Source organism: Bryocella sp., from assembly GCF_058498515.1.
Map to the genome: position 1 here is coordinate 1 of NZ_JBMHYI010000032.1, position 15,926 is coordinate 15,926.

Consider the following 15,926-nt stretch of genomic DNA (forward strand, 5'->3'; position numbering starts at 1 on the left):
GGGCGCCCCCCCCCCCCCCCCCCCCCCCGACCCTCTAGGTAAGGTTTCCAGCCGGCGAAGCATTGCACTGCCAGCCCTGCCGGGAATGCGATCCATCGCAGAACGGACGCTTCTCGCTCAACCCGCAGCGGCACAGGCTGATCGCCGGCTTGCCAGTGAGATCCCACTCCTTGCCGTCCGCGTCCTTCAGGATGACGTGGCCTTCCACGCGCAGCGGGCCGTTGGGACGAACGGTAATGGTCACAGGAGCAGCGGGAAGCGGCAGGGGCGTATCAGACATGGTGGTTCCTCCGGAGCCCTCAGGATACCAGCCACATGCCGCAGATCAGGTGCCGGGTGCCCCACGTCTCGACCTTGAGACGTGGGTTCGCAGTATTCCGACACGATCGCAAGAACGGAGGGACCCATCACGGAGAGGACTCGCACAAACGGCAGGTCACGGCTTCAGCCGTGACATTTCGGCATCGCGCCAGCACGCGGCTTCAGCCGCTGGGGACCAAACCATCGCCTATGCTACCCTCAGCCTCACCGCCACCCGAAGCTGCTGGAGCCCGAATGAACCCTCGCGTCCTTCGTCTCGCCACCGCTGCCTCACTGATCCCAGCCACGCTGGCCTTCTCCGCCCTGCCCGCCGACACCGATGAGGCCCGCGGCAAGCAATGGTGGGCCCACGTGCAGTACCTCGCCAGCGACGAGATGAAGGGCCGCCTCACCGGCTCCCCTGAGTACCTCCAAGCCGCCGAGTACGTCGTCAGCCAGTTCAAGGCCGACGGCCTCACCCCAGCTGGTGAACACGGCGGCTGGTACCAGCCGGTCCACTTCGACGTCACCCGCGTCGATCAGTCCAGGTCCTCGCTGTCCCTGACCTTCGACGGCAAGACGTCGCCCCTGATTCTCGGCAAGGACGCCATCCTAGGAGCCCGCTCCAACCCTCCCGGCGACGTCGACGCACCCATCGTCTTCATCGGCTACGGCCTGCACCTGCCCGAGAGCGGCTACGACGACTTCAACTCCGCGGAGCTGCCAGCCTCGTCCCTCAAGGGCAAGATCGTCGTCGAGATCAACGGCGGTCCGGCGGATCTCCCCGGCCCGCTCAAGAGCTACGCCCGCACCTCGCCGCATGCCCGCGAGCTCGCCGAGCTCGGCATCGCCGGCGTCATCAGCATTCCCACCCCGAAGTCCATGGACTTCGGCTTCGAGCGCATCGCCACCGGTGCCTCACAGCCCGCGATGAGCCTCGCCCAGACCCCTCAGGACGCCACCGTCGCCGCCGGCCATCCCGCGCTGGCCAACTTCCACAACCACACCCTCAGCGTCCAGATGAATCCCGCCGAGGCCGAGAAGCTCTTCACCGGCACCGGCCACACCTTCGCCGAGCTCCTGTCCCTCGCCGATGCGCAAAAGCCGCTGCCCCGCTTCGACCTGCACAAGTCCGTCAAGGCGCACGTCTCCGTCGAACACTCGACGGTAGTCTCGCCCAACATCGCAGCCAAGCTGGAAGGCTCAGACCCCAGGCTGAAGGCCGAGTACGTCCTCGTCTCCGCTCATCTCGATCACCTCGGCGTCGGCGAACCCGTCACCACTCCCCCCGCCGACCCCAACAAGCGCATCTACAACGGCGCCATGGACGACGCGAGCGGCGTGGCCACCGTTCTCGAGACGGCCAAGCTGATGAGCGCGCGTGCCGCCAGGGGCGAGCGCCCGAGGCGCAGCATCCTCTTCCTCTGCTTCACCGCAGAAGAGAAAGGCCTGCTCGGCTCACGCTACTTCGCCAGCCACCCGACTGTTTCACCGAACGAGTTGAAGGCGGATCTGAACCTCGACATGTTCATGCCGCTCTTCGCGCTGAAGAAGCTGCACGTTCAGGGCCTCGCGGAGTCCACGCTGGGCGATGACGCCCGCAAGGTCGGTGCCGAACACCACATCGTCATCGCCAACGACCCAGAACCCGACCGCAACAGCTTCACCCGCACCGACCAGTACAGCTTCGTGCAGGCCGGCATTCCAGCGCTGGCGATGAAGTTCGGCTGGGAGTTCGGCACGCCCGAATACAAGGCCTGGCGCGCATGGCTGGCGCAGAGATATCACTCGACCACCGACGACCTGAACCAGCCCGTCGACCTCGTCGCCGCCGCCCAGTTCAACAGCTTCTACGCGGACCTAGCGACCGAAGTAGCCAACAACCCGGCCACGCCGCACTACCTGCCATCGAGCTTCTTCTACAGGTTTGAAAAGCAGTGAAGGGTTGAGTGAGTAGAGATCAGTGAGTAGTGAGTAGAAGGCTATCTATCCTCTACTCACTACTCACTGTCCACTACTCACTTCCCCAATTCCACCATCGCCCCATCGACATAGCAATAACCCCATGTCTCTCCGGGCTCGACCGAGCGCATCACAGGATGCTTGGTCTCGTGGAAGTGTTTCGTCGCGTGCTTACCCGGCGAGGAGTCGCAGCAGCCCACGTGGCCGCACACCAGGCACTCGCGCAGGTGTACCCACCATCCGCCAATCTTGTTGCACTCCTCGCAGCCCTTCTTGTAGCTCTCCGAGGCCGGTGGCACGGGCTTGAGATGTTCGAAGTGATGACAGGCCATGACGGATTCTCCTTCGCTCGCTGAGGGTACGTTCCACTCCTTCGATGCGCGAAGCCGCAAAGCGTCGCGCATCGAAGGAGTGCCGACTCTATCGTGCCATCTTCAGGCACTCCATCTGCGCCACCAGGAGCTCGCGGATGCCCTTCTCCGCAACGTCGAGCATCTGGTCCAGCTGCTGGCGCGTATAGACATCACGTTCGGCAGTCGCCTGGGTTTCGACCAGTCCTCCGGAGGCCGTCATCACCACATTCATGTCCACCTCCGCGCGCGAGTCTTCCTCATACGCCAGGTCCAGCAGCACGTTGCCGTCGACGATGCCAACACTGGTCGCCGCCACCATCTCGCGAATCGGTGAGGCCTTCAACGTCCCCGCAGCCACCAGCTTCTCCAGCGCGATCGCCAGGGCCACATAGGCGCCGGTGATCGCAGCCGTGCGCGTACCGCCGTCGGCCTGCAATACGTCGCAATCCAGGATGACCGTCCGCTCTCCTAGCGCATGCATGTCGACGACGCTGCGCAGGCTGCGGCCGATCAGCCGCTGGATCTCATGCGTGCGTCCGCCGATCTTGCCTTTCTCCGCCTCACGAGCTGTTCTGGTCAGCGTCGCCCTGGGCAGCATGCCATACTCCGCTGTGACCCAGCCGCGCCCGGAGTTGCGCAGCCATCCTGGTACTCCCTGGTCCACCGTTGCATTACACAGCACCTTCGTATGCCCAACCTCAATAAGCACCGAACCCTCAGCCGTCGCGGCCCATCCTGGAGTCATCGTCAACGGGCGTGCATCGCCCGCCCCTCGTCCGCCGGAGCGGAATACCTCACGCGTGATTGCTTCAACCATTTGGCCATTATAGAAACGGCCTGCTGGAATCGCGCTCCGGGCCATCTCTGGATGATCGGTAGTCTTCCGATTCGCGAGACAACGATTCAAAATGCAACAGCATCGTGGGACCGCATATGCGGGTGTCCCGACTGTTTGCAGGAGCAGCAGATATTACCACCCATGTTCTTGCAAATATCACACCTAGGGAAATCCCGAGCGTCTTTTTGGCGTACACTTTGGAGCAATTTCCAAAAGAGGTGAAACCGATTCCGGAATTGAGTAACTAAATCGTTTTCTGTGACTTACACCGCTAGGTCCTATCCTCGGTCCCATTTTGGAACGTAAACGTCAAGAAGCAGCGCACTATCGAAGCAAAAAAGTGCGCGGTTAACGCCAACAAATGCAACCGTTCCGCAGCTGAGTCCCAGTTTGGCACGCCACATGATTGGGGCTCCTGTGTAGCCTTGGTTTCAACCGGGTTTTGGATAAGTGGCGTTGGCGCTATGGCCGACGACGTTCGCGTTCCAAAAATTCGTTTGGGAACAGAGATCTCCATGCAGGCTCTCTCGCAGAGTTGTACAGCCTCCAGACTCTCCTTCTCTCCACCGCGACCGCATTCGGGCGGCACGGTGGGGCCTGTCCTCCTTTCCCGCGATCTCTCCGCGCTTAGCGAGTCCGCTGCTCTGGCTCACGATGCCGCGAATATTCTAAGCGCGCTTCTGCTCTACTGCGATCTGCTGCAGCAGCCAGGGGTACTTCGACCTCGGCACCAGCACTATGCCAGCGAGCTTAATGACATCGCCCGCCGTAATTCCGGTCTGGTGGAGCGCTTGCTCGAGAAGCTCTCGCACGAGCACCATCCGCCAGCTCCCGTGCGGGCTCGGTCCGAGCCTTCGGCCGGAAGCCATCGCCCTCCTGCCGCCGGAGCCCCGTACCAAGCCGCAGCCAAGCTGCACGAGATGGTGCCGCTGCTGCGTTCCATGGCTTTCCCTTATGCCACGCTGGAGATATTCGTCGCCGACCGGCTTCCGGACTGGACGGTACCATCCGCGAAGTCGCTGGAGCGTATTGTGGTCAACCTGGTATGTAATGCGGCGCAGGGTCTTGCCCCGCGCGGGATCTCCTGCGTTGTCCCTGTAGCTGCCCCCGATGGTGGGCACGAGCTGGAGACACCGGTGGGCCGGATCTCCGTCACTCTGCGACGCTCTGGAAACCGCATCTTACTGGAGGTTGCCGATAACGGCCCCGGCATCGCTGCGGAGACGGCTGCGGCGTTCCTTCTACCTTCGGACCCGAGATCGGGTCCCGAGAGTAGTCTGGGCCACTGCATGGTGCATGAACTTGCCGCGGAGACAGGAGCGAGGCTCGCTGTACGCTCTCGTCCGCGACGTGGGACTACCTTCTCTTTGAGCTGGCCGGGCCAACATGGCACAGCGCCCTCGGCCATCGGCACAGCGCCGGTTGCACAGCACGAACAGCAGTCGGGCAATTGAGGAGATTCCTTCATGCAGACCAAGTCGACATCACATAGCAGCACACTTTCGACTGTTCCAGGCGCAGACGCCGCGGCAGCACGCACACCAAGCGAAGGCCAGCCCCGGGTTCAGGTACTCATCGTGGACGACGATCCGCCCGTGCGAAATGCATGCGCGGAGATCGCCGGCAACCTGGGGTTCATCATCCACACCGCCGACTCGGTGCAGTCGGGCCGTGCGGTACTGGCCCGAGGCCCGATCGACATTATCCTACTGGACCTGAAGCTCCCCGGCGGCAGTGGGCTCACGCTGTTGGAAGAGGTCCGGACCAAGCAACCCGACACCATCGTCATCGTGATGACAGCGTTCGCCACGGTCAGCTCCGCGGTGGAGGCGATGCGTACCGGGGCCACCGACTACCTCACGAAGCCCTTCACCCTCGAAGAGGTCTCGACCGTGCTCGAGCGCGCCAGCCAGCGGCGGGTCTTCGATGTGGAGAGCCGCAACCTCCGTGAGCAGTTGCGTACTGACGCCGGCATGGGCGACATCGTGGGGCATTCGCCGGCCATGGAGAAGCTGTATCGCATCCTGTCCAAGGTCTCCGTCACCTCCCACCCGGTATTGATCCTGGGCGAGAGCGGGGTAGGCAAGGAGCTCATTGCGAGGTCGATCCACCAGGGCGGCCCCAATGCTTCCAAACCGTTCATCCCGGTGGACTGCGGATCCCTGGTTCCGACGCTGATCGAGAGCGAGCTCTTTGGCTATGTGAAGGGAGCCTTCACCGGCGCCAACCGATCCAAGACTGGGTTGCTGGCCGCAGCCGAGGGTGGCACGGTCTTCCTCGATGAGATCGGCGAGCTGCCCCTGGACCTGCAAGCCAAGCTGTTGCGCGCGCTGCAGGAGAAAGAGGTGCGGCCGGTGGGCGCCACACAGTCCGTGCCCATTCACGCTCGCATCCTCGCGGCCACCAACCGAGACCTGCTTGCCATGGTGGAGACGGGGCGTTTTCGCAAGGATTTGTACTTCCGACTCAACGTCGTGACACTGCGTATTCCTCCTCTGCGGGAGCGGCGGCAGGACATTCCCCTCTTGGCGGCGCACATCCTGGAGAACCTGCACCGCCAGTCGGGAAGGGCGTTCACCTTCTCCGACGATGCGCTGCGGATGATTGTGGAGTACGACTGGCCGGGCAATGTGAGGGAGCTCGAGAATGCTATCGAGCGCGCGTGCGCACTCTCGAGCGGACCCCTCCTTCACCTGAGCGACTTTCCGACTCAGGTGCAGTACCACAACACCCATGCCACCGGGACCAGCGATACGGCGGTGCTGGCGTCAGCACCGGACGACATCCCCGGTGTTGGCACGGGGCCGCAGGCCGTGCTGTCCATTGCCGAGCTCGAGAAGCAGGCGATCCTCAACACCATCCGCCAGCTCAAGGGAGACAAGCTGATGGCGGCGAAGCTGCTCGGCATTGGCAAGACCACGCTCTATCGCAAGCTCAAGGAGTATGGGCTCGGAAGCGACAGCGCCATGATGTGAACCGGATCACTGAAGTCCCCAGGCCGGGGGCGATCCACTCCTGTTGCGGCCTGGAAATCGTTGCGAGTTGATGGAGGCCCTAGATGCTACACACCATTCTGTTGATAGCCCCGGAATCCTCCGCGGGCCAGATTGCGGACTTGCTCCGCCGGGAGCTGGACTCTTCGGTGGAGGTTGCACCGAACCGGCGCGCCGGCTTGGCTGCCTTGCGTCGCGGCGAGTATGCGCTCGTGCTGCTGGACGAGGCACTGGCTGCGGCCGATCCCGACACCGCTGACATCATCTATCAGAATGCGGTCTCAGCCCCGGTGCTGGAGATGAACTTCCAGCTCGCCACGGCTCCGCGCGTCCTGCGCCAGTCCCGTGCGGCCATTGCCCGGGCAGCGCACGAGCGGGCGCAGGCTCGAGCCTCCGTGACGGCATCGCTGCAGTCGGAGCTGAACGCCTCGCTGGCCGGCATTCTGCTGGAGTCCCAGCTGGCCCTGCGCAGCGCGCAGCCCGATCAGGCCCCCAAGCTGCGGCATCTGGTCGAGCTGGCCGGCGATCTCCGCAACCGTCTTCGCGAGCAGGTGTTATAGCCGGCTGGCGTCTCCCAGCAGGGCTGAACGCGCAGTGCCAACCGCCGCCGATTACCGGTCCTCCTGCCTGCGTCCTGTATACCGGGCTGTGTAGAATCGGCGAACCGCCGGCCTTGCCGCGCGCATCTGAAAACTGCGTCTGGACTTTGCCTGGGAGATCAACCGATGAAACTTACCCCTGGAAAACTTGCGGGCCTCAAAGCCGTCTCTGACCCTCGTGGCGTGATCGCCGCGGCGGCCATGGACCAGCGCGGGTCGCTGCAAAAGTCGCTTGCCAAGGAACGCGGCGCCGCCGTCAGTGGCCACGACCTTGAGATCTTCAAGACCTGCGTCGCCGAGACGCTGACGAAGTATGCCTCGGCGATTTTGCTCGATCCAGAGTTTGGCCTGCCGGCTTCGCACCACATCAACGGCAAGGGTCTGTTGCTGGCTTATGAAAAGACTGGCTACGACGCCGCCACGCCAGGTCGCCTGCCCGACCTGCTGGACTTGTGGAGCGTGCAGCGCCTGAAGGCTGCCGGAGCGGACTGCTTGAAGATCCTGCTCTACTACACGCCTTTCGAGAAGCCGGCTGTCAACGACCTGAAGCATGCATGGATCGAACGGATCGGCGACGAGTGCCGCGCCAACGACATCCCGTTCTTCCTCGAGTTGGTGGGTTATGACGCGGACGGCGGCAATGAGAAGAGCGTCGAGTATGCCCGCAAGAAGCCGTCGGTCGTTCTGGGGGGGATGGAGGAATATACCAAGCCCAACTACGGCGTGGATGTGCTGAAGGTGGAGGTGCCCATCCAGATGGAGTTCGTCTCCGGCACGAAGGCGTACAAGGGCGAAGCGGCTTACACACGGGAAGAAGCGATGCAGTTGTTCCGGAACGTCGCGGACACAACAAAGCTGCCCTTCATCTTCCTTTCGGCTGGAGTTTCAAACCCGGTGTTCATTGAGACGCTGGAGCTCGCGAACGAGTCGGGCGTGGCCTACAACGGCGTGCTCTGCGGTCGCGCGACGTGGAAGGAAGGTATTCCTGTCTACGCCAAGCAGGGAGAGGCGGCCTTCCGCGAATGGCTAGACACGGTAGGAACAGAAAATATCCAAAACGTGAACAAGGCTCTCGAGGGCGCAACTCCCTGGACGAGCAAGATCGAGAACGCGTAGCGTTTGCTTTCGCCTGCAGCACCAGGGCCGGGTCCGTTCGCGGGCCCGGTTTGCTTTTGTAGACGCGTCACGCTAAACCGTTTGTTGCCGAAGTACACTGCACCCATGCTCCCGCTCCTGAGGTTCCTGGCTGTCGTCGGTCTTCTCGCCTGCGCGCTTCCGCTCCTCGCGCAGGAGTACCAGCCCAAAGCTATTCGCTTCGAAGGCGCGCCCGCCGAGGATCAGGCGAGGCTACTCGCGATCACCGGCCTCGCGCCTGGCGCGAAGATGACCAAGGAGCAGATCGAAGCCGGGCTCGGCAAGCTGGCAGACACCGGCTCCTTCACCGACCTCAGCTATACGGTCAACAGCCAGTCGCTGGTCATCAAGCTCGGGAGCTCGGACAACGCAGGCCTGCTGCCGGTGCGCTATGCGAACTTCCTGTGGTGGACCCCCGAAGAGCTCGAGCACCTGCTGGAGGCTCAGGTCCCGATCTACCACGGCCAGCTCTCGCTCACCGGCTCGCTGACCACCGAGGTAGAGGCAGCGCTGGTGAAGCTGGCGAAGCAGAAGGGCCTGGACATCAAGGTTTCCGCGATGCGCGGAGGGAGCAATGTTGTGCTGAGCATCGATCAGCCGCGCATCCTCGTCGGGGAGGTTACCCTTCCGGAGGCGAAGCCTGCTTTTGGGCCGACGAGTGCGGACCTGGCCTCCGGCCTGCGCGGACAGGACGTGGATCTCGTCTCGACTGCGGACACCGTCGTCCACGATACGGGTGAGGTCTTTCGCAATACCGGGTATCTCGACGCCACGGTGGAGGCTCCGGTCTTCTCTACTCCTCGGGCCGTGCCCGGTGGCTATGCGGTGGACATCAAGGCGGAGGTACACCCCGGGGAACGCTACCGTGTGGTGCAGCTGACCATCGTTCCCGACGCCCCACTGCAGGAAGCCGATCTGCGCCCGGCGGCGGAACTGAAGAAGGGCGATCCGGCTTCGCCGATGGGTCTGCTGATCAGCGGCCAGAAGATGCAACGGCTCTACGCAGCGAAGGGCTACCTCGATGCCGATGCAGCACAGTCGACCTCGCTGGATAACGTGGGCCACACCGCCTCGTACACGCTGACGCTGACGGCGCGTGCGCTCTATCACCTTGCGGGAATCGTTGCGGGCTCTCTGCCCGTGGAAGCTCAGGCTGAGCTGGCGAAGGACAAGCGGCTGGCCCCTGGGGTCGTGGCGGATTCTTCCATCTTCGCAGCCATTGAGGAAGATCTCGCGAAGTTCTATCCTCACCAGCGGCCGAGAATGGAGTTGCGGGCAAACCGGTTGGAGCACACGGTCACGATCGTGGTGCAGATCCCTACAGCCAAGCCGCGCGGCTAGTCTTGGGGACTCGCTCTAGCGTGTGTTGAGCAGCTTCAACGTCGCAACCCGAGAGCGGGCATCTGCGAAGAGGGGCGCAGCGATCTGGCGGCGATAGAAAGCGAGGACGGTAGCGTCGCGCTCGATGCGGCCATCGCCCCAGTCCTTCCATTGTGGGAAGGCGCTCCAGTCCCAATCGATGTAGCAGAAAGCCTTGATGCCGGGCTGGCTGCGCATGAGACCGAAGTATGGAGCGAACCAGGCATCGATCGACTTCTGGCCCTCCTCGACGCTGTGATGAAACGGCGTGGACTCGGCAATCATCACCGGGAAGCGACGGCGATCAGCCTCGGCGAGGAACGCATGCGTTGCCTCGGCGGTGATGGCTTCGCTGCGGAAGAGATTGATCGCCCACCAGTCGACCCACGCATCGCCGGGATAGTAGGCTCCCCAACGCTTCGAGGCGTCGGTCACCGCTGCTCCGCCGTTCTCGGTATCGAGTTCAGCCTCGGCCGACATATCCCACACCATCGCGACGTTCTCCAGCCCGCACGCGCGAACACTCTCCGAAACATGGCGAAAGGCATCGACATAGCTGCGCGGCTGGTAGCCGTTCCACGAGCCGTTGAACTCATAGCCCACGCGCAGGAAGACCGGCCGGTCGAGCGACTTGAGGCCCGCGCACAGCGCGCGCAACCGCGAGTCGTCGACGCCATCGGCGACCTCCTGCTCGTAGTGCTTCTTCGCGTCACCATCGTTCATGGCGAGCCCAATCTGCGGCACGATGAGGTCGGGATACTTCGCCAGCTCGTCATGCAGCCGGGCAAAGAACGCGCCCAGGTTGTCATGCAGGTCGACATAGCTCATCGAGAGCATGGGGCGCGCCGGATCGAGCACACGGGTATAGGCGGCGAAACTGGCGCCGTCGCTTTGCCCTGCACCGTGCAGGACCACGGGCTCCCGCGGCTCGAGCCGGCGCCCGTAGTAGGCGCGGGGCGTCATGGGAGCGGCAGCGAGGGCCTGCGGCGTGGTGAAGCTGGTACTCTGCTGCGCGTGCACGTTGCGAAGCACACCGCGGGAGAGGCGATGCGCCATGCGAGGCCCAAGCAGCAGCAGGGAGAGGACCGCTACCACGAAGATCATCGCGTGTGCGGGGCGCGAGGGCTTCATTGCTTCCCTCCATCTTCCGCTGCGGTGGAGGTCCCTTCGCCCGAAGAGAGCGACCGACGCCACGCCGCCTGCAGCAAGGCGTTGGGCAGGAGAAAGACTCCCACGAGGAAGAGCATATCCAGCACGCGCGGGTGGTTGTTTCCTACCGTCATCAGGATCTGCGCGAGGCCCTTCAGGTCTCCCGCACGCTTGGCCTTGAGCGCGACCTTGGTGGCGAGGAACGAGTTGTAGGCGCGCGGCGAGAGCCAGTTGCGGTACCGGTCGGCCCACTGCAACGAGTCGCGCCAGTTCATACGGCGGCTGCGCGAGATGCTCTCGGTCACGATGTTGTAGATCACCAGCGGCTCCCACACGAACTCGACGCGCGCACCGGCAATGTGCCAGGCCTCAAGCAACCACGCCCAGTCCTCGTGATCGCGATGCGTCGTGAACGGGACGATCTCGAAGATGCTGCGGTGGACCATCAGCGACTGCACCGGGATGACCCCGGGGCGGCCCATGAGCGAAGGCCGCACGAGGATGTAGTCCGAGACATCCTCCTCCGGACCGATGGGCCGGTTAGGCCACACGTCGTCCTGCTTGCCGTCCCTGCGATAGATGGTGCGGCAGGCGATCATCACGTTGGGGCGGTCGGCGTCGGCTTGCGCGAGGGTGCGCTCTACGCGCTCGGGCAGCACCAGGTCGTCGTCATCGAGGAAGGTAAGCCATTCGCCGCGGCTCATGCGAACGCCGCGGTTGCGGGCCTCGGCCGGACCACAGTTCGTTTCCAGCTCGAAGAACCGAAGCCTAGGATCGAGTCCCTCCACCGCAGCTCGCGCTTCGGCATCGGGTCCATCGGCCACAACAATGACCTCGATGTTGGGGTACGTCTGCGCCAGGGCGCTCTGGGCCGCGGCGCGCATCTCCGTGACGCGGTGGTATGTGGGGATGATGATGCTGACGAGACCTGGAGTGCCCGCGCCGAGATCGGTGACCCGGCGCGGCGTGAGCTGGATTGGCCCCACGCAGTGTGGGCCGACGGAAATCAAGAGCGGCCTCCTGCCGGTGATGCGAGGTTCGGATAGCGAGGATCGCTCCCCACGGAAAGCTGAAGCGGGGCCTGTGGAATTCCTCCGATGATCTCCTTCGGGCCCAGGCCGCGATCGTTCTCAGCCTCCGATCCCTCGCGCATGCACATCTTCACCACGGAGATGTAGACCAGCATCGAGGGCAGATAGGGGTCGAGAGGCGCGGACTCGGCGAGGCTGGTGAGCACCAGCCAGGTGAGCAGCAACGCCGGCAGCATGTCACTCTCCGAGCGCGTGCGGAAGTAGCGCTTCCATGCGGTGATCAGCGCGCCTATCATCATGCCGATGTACAGCGCCGCACCGATGATGCCAAGCGACAGCGTCTGGTCGAGGAAGGTATTGTGCGCATGTGGCACCATCCAGCCCTGGTCGGCGGAGATCTTCTCCACGCGCTGCGGAGCCCAGAAGGCCTCATAGCCAAAGCCCAGCCAGGGCCTCTCTTCGACGCTCTCCATCAGCTCAGCCCACAGCGGAGCGCGGTTGGAGAGGCTCGAGGTGTTCTGCGTGTCGCTTCGGCCCATCATGAAGATGTCCGTCGCTGCACCGCTGGCGTTGCGTCCAAGAAGCAGGATGAGCCCGGGCAACGCGAACACCAGCGCAGCGAGCACCAGCATCGCGCGCTGAGCTGGGCGCATCTGCCGTTTGGTCATGCGGGTGAAGATGATCGCCAGCAGGCCAAGGCAGATGAACGAGCCCATGCGCGCGCGGGTGAAGAACAGCAGCGCAAGGATGAAGGCGAGAAAGGGAAAGATCCTCGTGCGCCACTCCGGCCTTCGCATGCAGAGAATCAGTCCGCAGACGGTGCATACCAGCAGGTTCATCGCCTGATAGTTCGCCGTCATCACCCCGGTGAAGCGGTAGTCGAAGTTGAGGGGGTCGAAGATTTTTTCTTGCAGCCAGTCGACATAGAACGAGATCACGGCGACAGTCCCCGTTGCGACGAAGCCCCACAGCGCAATCTCCAGGCTGGAGTACACGCGCGCGATGGTGTACGCAAAGAACGCATCGATGGCAAAGACCACGAGACGCTTGCCGCTGATGGCGGGATCCTCGCTCCAGGTAAAGCTTGCAAGCGACCAGGCGACGTAGGCGAGCGTCACCATCATCAGCTTGCCGCCGAAGCGGCCGCGCTTAGGCAGACGCCACAGCATGAACGCCGCGATCGCGAAGATGATGGGCATAGCGACCTGGCGGCTGAAGTTGCCCTCATACGCCTGGGCTTCATCGGCAGCAGCCTTCAACGGGTTCGGATCGACCTTGAGCGGAAGGTAGTAGGGTACCGAGTACCAGAAGCAGAGCCCCAGCAGGATTGCGCAGACAACCTTCACCAGCTTCAGCCGGTAGTCGGCGCGGCCGTGCTCGAGCGCAGACTTCTGCAGCTCGGCCCTGGCCACCTGCGCGCTGAGGAGGAGGCTCATATCGCCTTGAGCTCCCGCGTGTAGAAGAACTGCCGCACCACCAGAACCACGGTGCTTCCCAGCAGCAGCGCCGCGGCCGCTCCCTGCAACGCAAAGGCGTGCACCAGCCAGACCGTAACCGCCAGTTGCGCGACCAGGCCCAGCACCTGCGCGTAGAACGTATAGTCCGCGTGGTCGATCGCGGTCAGAGCGTACCCCTGCGCCATCGTCGCCGCATAGACCACGAGATTGATCGCAAGAACCACCAGCACCATCCTGCCGTTCGCCGGGAAGTGCTTGTAGACGACCTGGGCAAACTCAGGCCCGATGAGCAGCACGCCGCCAGCGAACAGCGCCGCTCCGCCGAAGAGGATCGCGTTCAGCCGGCGCACCATCTTCACCAGCGCCGGACGGCCGCCATCAGCATAGGCCCGCGCCATCATCGGCGCCATGATGTTCTGGATCGAGACCAGTGCGACCCGCGGAATGTTCACCACCTGTTCGCAGATGGAGTACGCTCCAACCCCAGCGCCGCCCATGAGCGCACCCAGCATCCATGGATTGGCTTGCGCGCTGACGGTAAAGACGAGGTTGCTGCCGAGGAACCACTTGCCGAGTCGCAGGTTCTTCCATAAATCCGAAGCGAGCTCGCCTAGCTCGATGTCGAAGGTCTTCCACTCGTTCAGCAGCCACCAGAAAGAGACAAAGATCGCGCAGACCGACATGGCGGACAGCGCGGAGCCTACATTCAGCCGATGCGCCCGCCACAGCCAAGCGACAGCAACGATCTGCAGGCCATTGGTGACGGCGTCCGTCCAGAAGGCTTCCTTCATGCGGATCTCGGCGAAGTACATGCGCCGCGTGAACTCGCGGAAGTTGATACCAAAGGTCGTGATGATCAAGGGCGCAAAGACGCCGTAATACATACCGCGGGACGGTGTGGAGGCCCACAGGGTGACGCACTTCAGCGCCAGCGTCGCAACGACCAGAGCGCACAGCTGCAGCACGAAGATGCTGCCGAAGTAGGAGCGCTGCTTCTCCTTCGCGAGCGACGGCAGGTTGTACATGAACGGCGCCCACAGGATGACGCTGCAGAGCTGCTGGATGAGATCCAGCGAGCGCTGCGTGAGGATGTAGATGCCGAACTCCCATGGCGTGCAGTAGCGCGAGATGAACGCGGCCACCGCCATGTTGCCGATGGAAAAGACGACCTGGTCGCCCAGCGCATAGCCGAACCGTTCGCTCATCATCGAGCGAGCGCGGGTAAGCAGCCCTGGCGGCGCGGGGATGACCTCGATCTCGTCTCCGATGCTCGCCTCAGGAAGCCGCGTCATACCCTCATCGTCTCATTCGCGCAAGCGCTGCACGATGCCCCTTTCGCGGACTAGCGCGCACTGGCTCCCGCGCCGGAACCGGAAGGGTGGACAACCTCGACACCGTTGACGAGCTCGTCGTAGATCCCATTGATGCGGTCGCCGTTGGAGCTCCAGAGGAACTTCCGCGCCTGGGCGGTGGTGCCCTCGCTGAGCTCGAGCAGGTACTCCGGGTCTCCAGCGAGTTCGCGCAGCGTCGCTGCCCAGTCGGTGACGGCAGCCTTGGGAGAGATCACCGGCAACAGCACACCGCTCTCGTCGGTCACCATGTCCGCTGCGCCCTGGTGGTCGAAGCAGACGACGGGGACACCCGCAGCCAACGCTTCGAGCACCACGTTCCCGCTTGTGTCGCGCAGGCTGGTGAAGCAGAAGACCTCAGCCTCGTTCATCTTCGCTACGGCCAGGGGGAACGGCAACCGGCCGAAGAAGCGGACGATGTTCCCTTGATCGACGTCGCGAGGGCCCGTGCTATTGTTGGCAGCACTGGAGAGGGTGTGCTGCTGGTCACCCTCGGGGGCACGCATGGCCACCTCCAGCCCAAGTCGCTTCGCTTCAGCGATCCACGAGGTCCACATCGGGCCATCGCCGAGAATGTCCAGCTCCCAACGCACGTCCTCGAGCTTCGCCAGCGCCTTGAGCAGCAGTGGCAGCGCCTTGCGGGTCTGGAACTCTCCGCTCCACAGAAGCTTCAGGGGCTTCGCCGACCGGCCTGCCTGCTTGTCTTCCACGCGGGCGTGGAAGCGCGAGCGGTCGGGATCGTTCACCTCTCGCAGACCGGTTTCGAGCAGCAGCTCGACAGGCCGCTGGAAGACACGCTCGTAGTCGCGCTGGTTGGTGGAGTTGGCCCCGATAATCTTCGCGGCATGGCGGGCCGCGGCGCGGACACGCCCCTTGAAGCGCAGCGAGCACTCGTTGCTGACCGCGCGGAGGAACTCCTTGACGGCCTCGACGGGATGCAGCATCGAGAGGAAGGTGACTGGGAAGTTCTGCGTCCCGCCCACCGGGCCCCAGAGATACGGGATGTCGAGCTGCCAGGTGTAACCCGGTTCGCGGAACGTGCAGACGTTGACCTGATGCACGAGGTCGAACGTCTCCGTCGCGTGCAGGTTCTTCGCGAGCTCGAAGGCAAGCTTCTGCCAGTGGTGGTACGCCGTGTAGTTGTAGGCGAAGAGAGCGGGCTTCTGCTCCATCTTGCGGAGTGCGGCATCAGGCTCAGGAGTGTAATACCGAACGCCAGCAGGAAGCAGACCTTCGTGCTCCGCCCGTTGCAGCGCGGCGAAGTTCGACTCGCTGGTGATGACGTGGACCTCAACCGCGCGCGCGGCCTCCAGCAGCCGGCCCCAGCCAACGGCCCACTCTGAGCCGCGGTAGGGGCTGCACTCGTAGGCCATCAGCAGCACCTTCACACGTCGCTCCATGA

General features: G+C 63.6%; 14 protein-coding genes. 6 read left to right on the forward strand and 8 right to left on the reverse strand.

Features of this window, described 5'->3' with window-relative positions:
• Window positions 1–34: 34 nt before the first annotated feature.
• Window positions 35–280 (reverse strand): CDGSH iron-sulfur domain-containing protein, encoded by a 246-nt coding sequence (locus AC5E6W_RS09425; RefSeq protein ID WP_491752034.1) that lies wholly within the window; start codon window positions 278–280, stop codon window positions 35–37.
• Window positions 281–555: 275 nt separating this feature from the next.
• Here AC5E6W_RS09425 and AC5E6W_RS09430 point away from each other — a divergent pair, with 275 nt between their 5' ends.
• Window positions 556–2,241, forward strand: a complete 1,686-nt coding sequence (locus AC5E6W_RS09430) for a M28 family peptidase (RefSeq protein ID WP_491752035.1) — start codon at window positions 556–558, stop codon at window positions 2,239–2,241.
• A 77-nt stretch (window positions 2,242–2,318) separates the two neighbouring features.
• Here AC5E6W_RS09430 and AC5E6W_RS09435 read toward each other — a convergent pair whose 3' ends face one another.
• Window positions 2,319–2,594, reverse strand: coding sequence for a UBP-type zinc finger domain-containing protein (locus AC5E6W_RS09435; RefSeq protein WP_491752036.1), 276 nt, complete (start codon window positions 2,592–2,594; stop codon window positions 2,319–2,321).
• An 88-nt stretch (window positions 2,595–2,682) separates the two neighbouring features.
• Window positions 2,683–3,432 (reverse strand): ribonuclease PH, encoded by a 750-nt coding sequence (gene rph / locus AC5E6W_RS09440; protein WP_491752037.1) that lies wholly within the window; start codon window positions 3,430–3,432, stop codon window positions 2,683–2,685.
• A 536-nt stretch (window positions 3,433–3,968) separates the two neighbouring features.
• Between rph and AC5E6W_RS09445 the strand changes: the two genes are divergently transcribed.
• The 5 genes from AC5E6W_RS09445 (at window position 3,969) to AC5E6W_RS09465 (ending at window position 9,520) form a co-directional block, all read left to right on the forward strand.
• Window positions 3,969–4,907: an ATP-binding protein gene (locus AC5E6W_RS09445; protein WP_491752038.1), complete on the forward strand. Its 939-nt coding sequence runs from the start codon at window positions 3,969–3,971 to the stop codon at window positions 4,905–4,907.
• Window positions 4,908–4,919: 12 nt separating this feature from the next.
• Window positions 4,920–6,428, forward strand: coding sequence for a sigma-54-dependent transcriptional regulator (locus tag AC5E6W_RS09450; RefSeq protein WP_491752039.1), 1,509 nt, complete (start codon window positions 4,920–4,922; stop codon window positions 6,426–6,428).
• Window positions 6,429–6,511: 83 nt separating this feature from the next.
• On the forward strand, window positions 6,512–7,006 hold the full coding sequence (locus tag AC5E6W_RS09455) for a hypothetical protein (RefSeq protein WP_491752040.1): 495 nt from the start codon (window positions 6,512–6,514) through the stop codon (window positions 7,004–7,006).
• Between the two features lie 165 nt (window positions 7,007–7,171).
• A complete protein-coding gene (locus AC5E6W_RS09460; protein WP_491752041.1) occupies window positions 7,172–8,161 on the forward strand; it encodes a tagatose 1,6-diphosphate aldolase in 990 nt (329 codons plus the stop codon).
• A gap of 105 nt (window positions 8,162–8,266) precedes the next feature.
• Complete coding sequence (locus AC5E6W_RS09465) at window positions 8,267–9,520, forward strand: BamA/TamA family outer membrane protein (protein ID WP_491752042.1); 1,254 nt, start codon at window positions 8,267–8,269, stop codon at window positions 9,518–9,520.
• Between the two features lie 15 nt (window positions 9,521–9,535).
• Here the strand turns inward: AC5E6W_RS09465 and AC5E6W_RS09470 are convergent, their stop codons facing one another.
• Genes AC5E6W_RS09470 through AC5E6W_RS09490 form a run of 5 tightly spaced genes read right to left on the reverse strand, consistent with a single transcriptional unit; the run spans window position 9,536 to window position 15,924 of the window.
• On the reverse strand, window positions 9,536–10,669 hold the full coding sequence (locus AC5E6W_RS09470; protein ID WP_491752043.1) for a glycoside hydrolase family 26 protein: 1,134 nt from the start codon (window positions 10,667–10,669) through the stop codon (window positions 9,536–9,538).
• Complete coding sequence (locus tag AC5E6W_RS09475) at window positions 10,666–11,697, reverse strand: glycosyltransferase family 2 protein (RefSeq protein ID WP_491752044.1); 1,032 nt, start codon at window positions 11,695–11,697, stop codon at window positions 10,666–10,668. The genes AC5E6W_RS09470 and AC5E6W_RS09475 overlap by 4 nt, the downstream gene beginning before the upstream one ends.
• On the reverse strand, window positions 11,694–13,154 hold the full coding sequence (locus AC5E6W_RS09480; RefSeq protein ID WP_491752045.1) for an O-antigen ligase family protein: 1,461 nt from the start codon (window positions 13,152–13,154) through the stop codon (window positions 11,694–11,696). Before AC5E6W_RS09480 ends, AC5E6W_RS09475 begins: the two co-directional genes overlap by 4 nt.
• On the reverse strand, window positions 13,151–14,467 hold the full coding sequence (locus tag AC5E6W_RS09485; protein ID WP_491752046.1) for a lipopolysaccharide biosynthesis protein: 1,317 nt from the start codon (window positions 14,465–14,467) through the stop codon (window positions 13,151–13,153). Before AC5E6W_RS09485 ends, AC5E6W_RS09480 begins: the two co-directional genes overlap by 4 nt.
• 50 nt (window positions 14,468–14,517) lie before the next feature.
• Window positions 14,518–15,924 (reverse strand): glycosyltransferase family 4 protein, encoded by a 1,407-nt coding sequence (locus AC5E6W_RS09490; protein WP_491752047.1) that lies wholly within the window; start codon window positions 15,922–15,924, stop codon window positions 14,518–14,520.
• Window positions 15,925–15,926 lie beyond the last annotated feature (2 nt).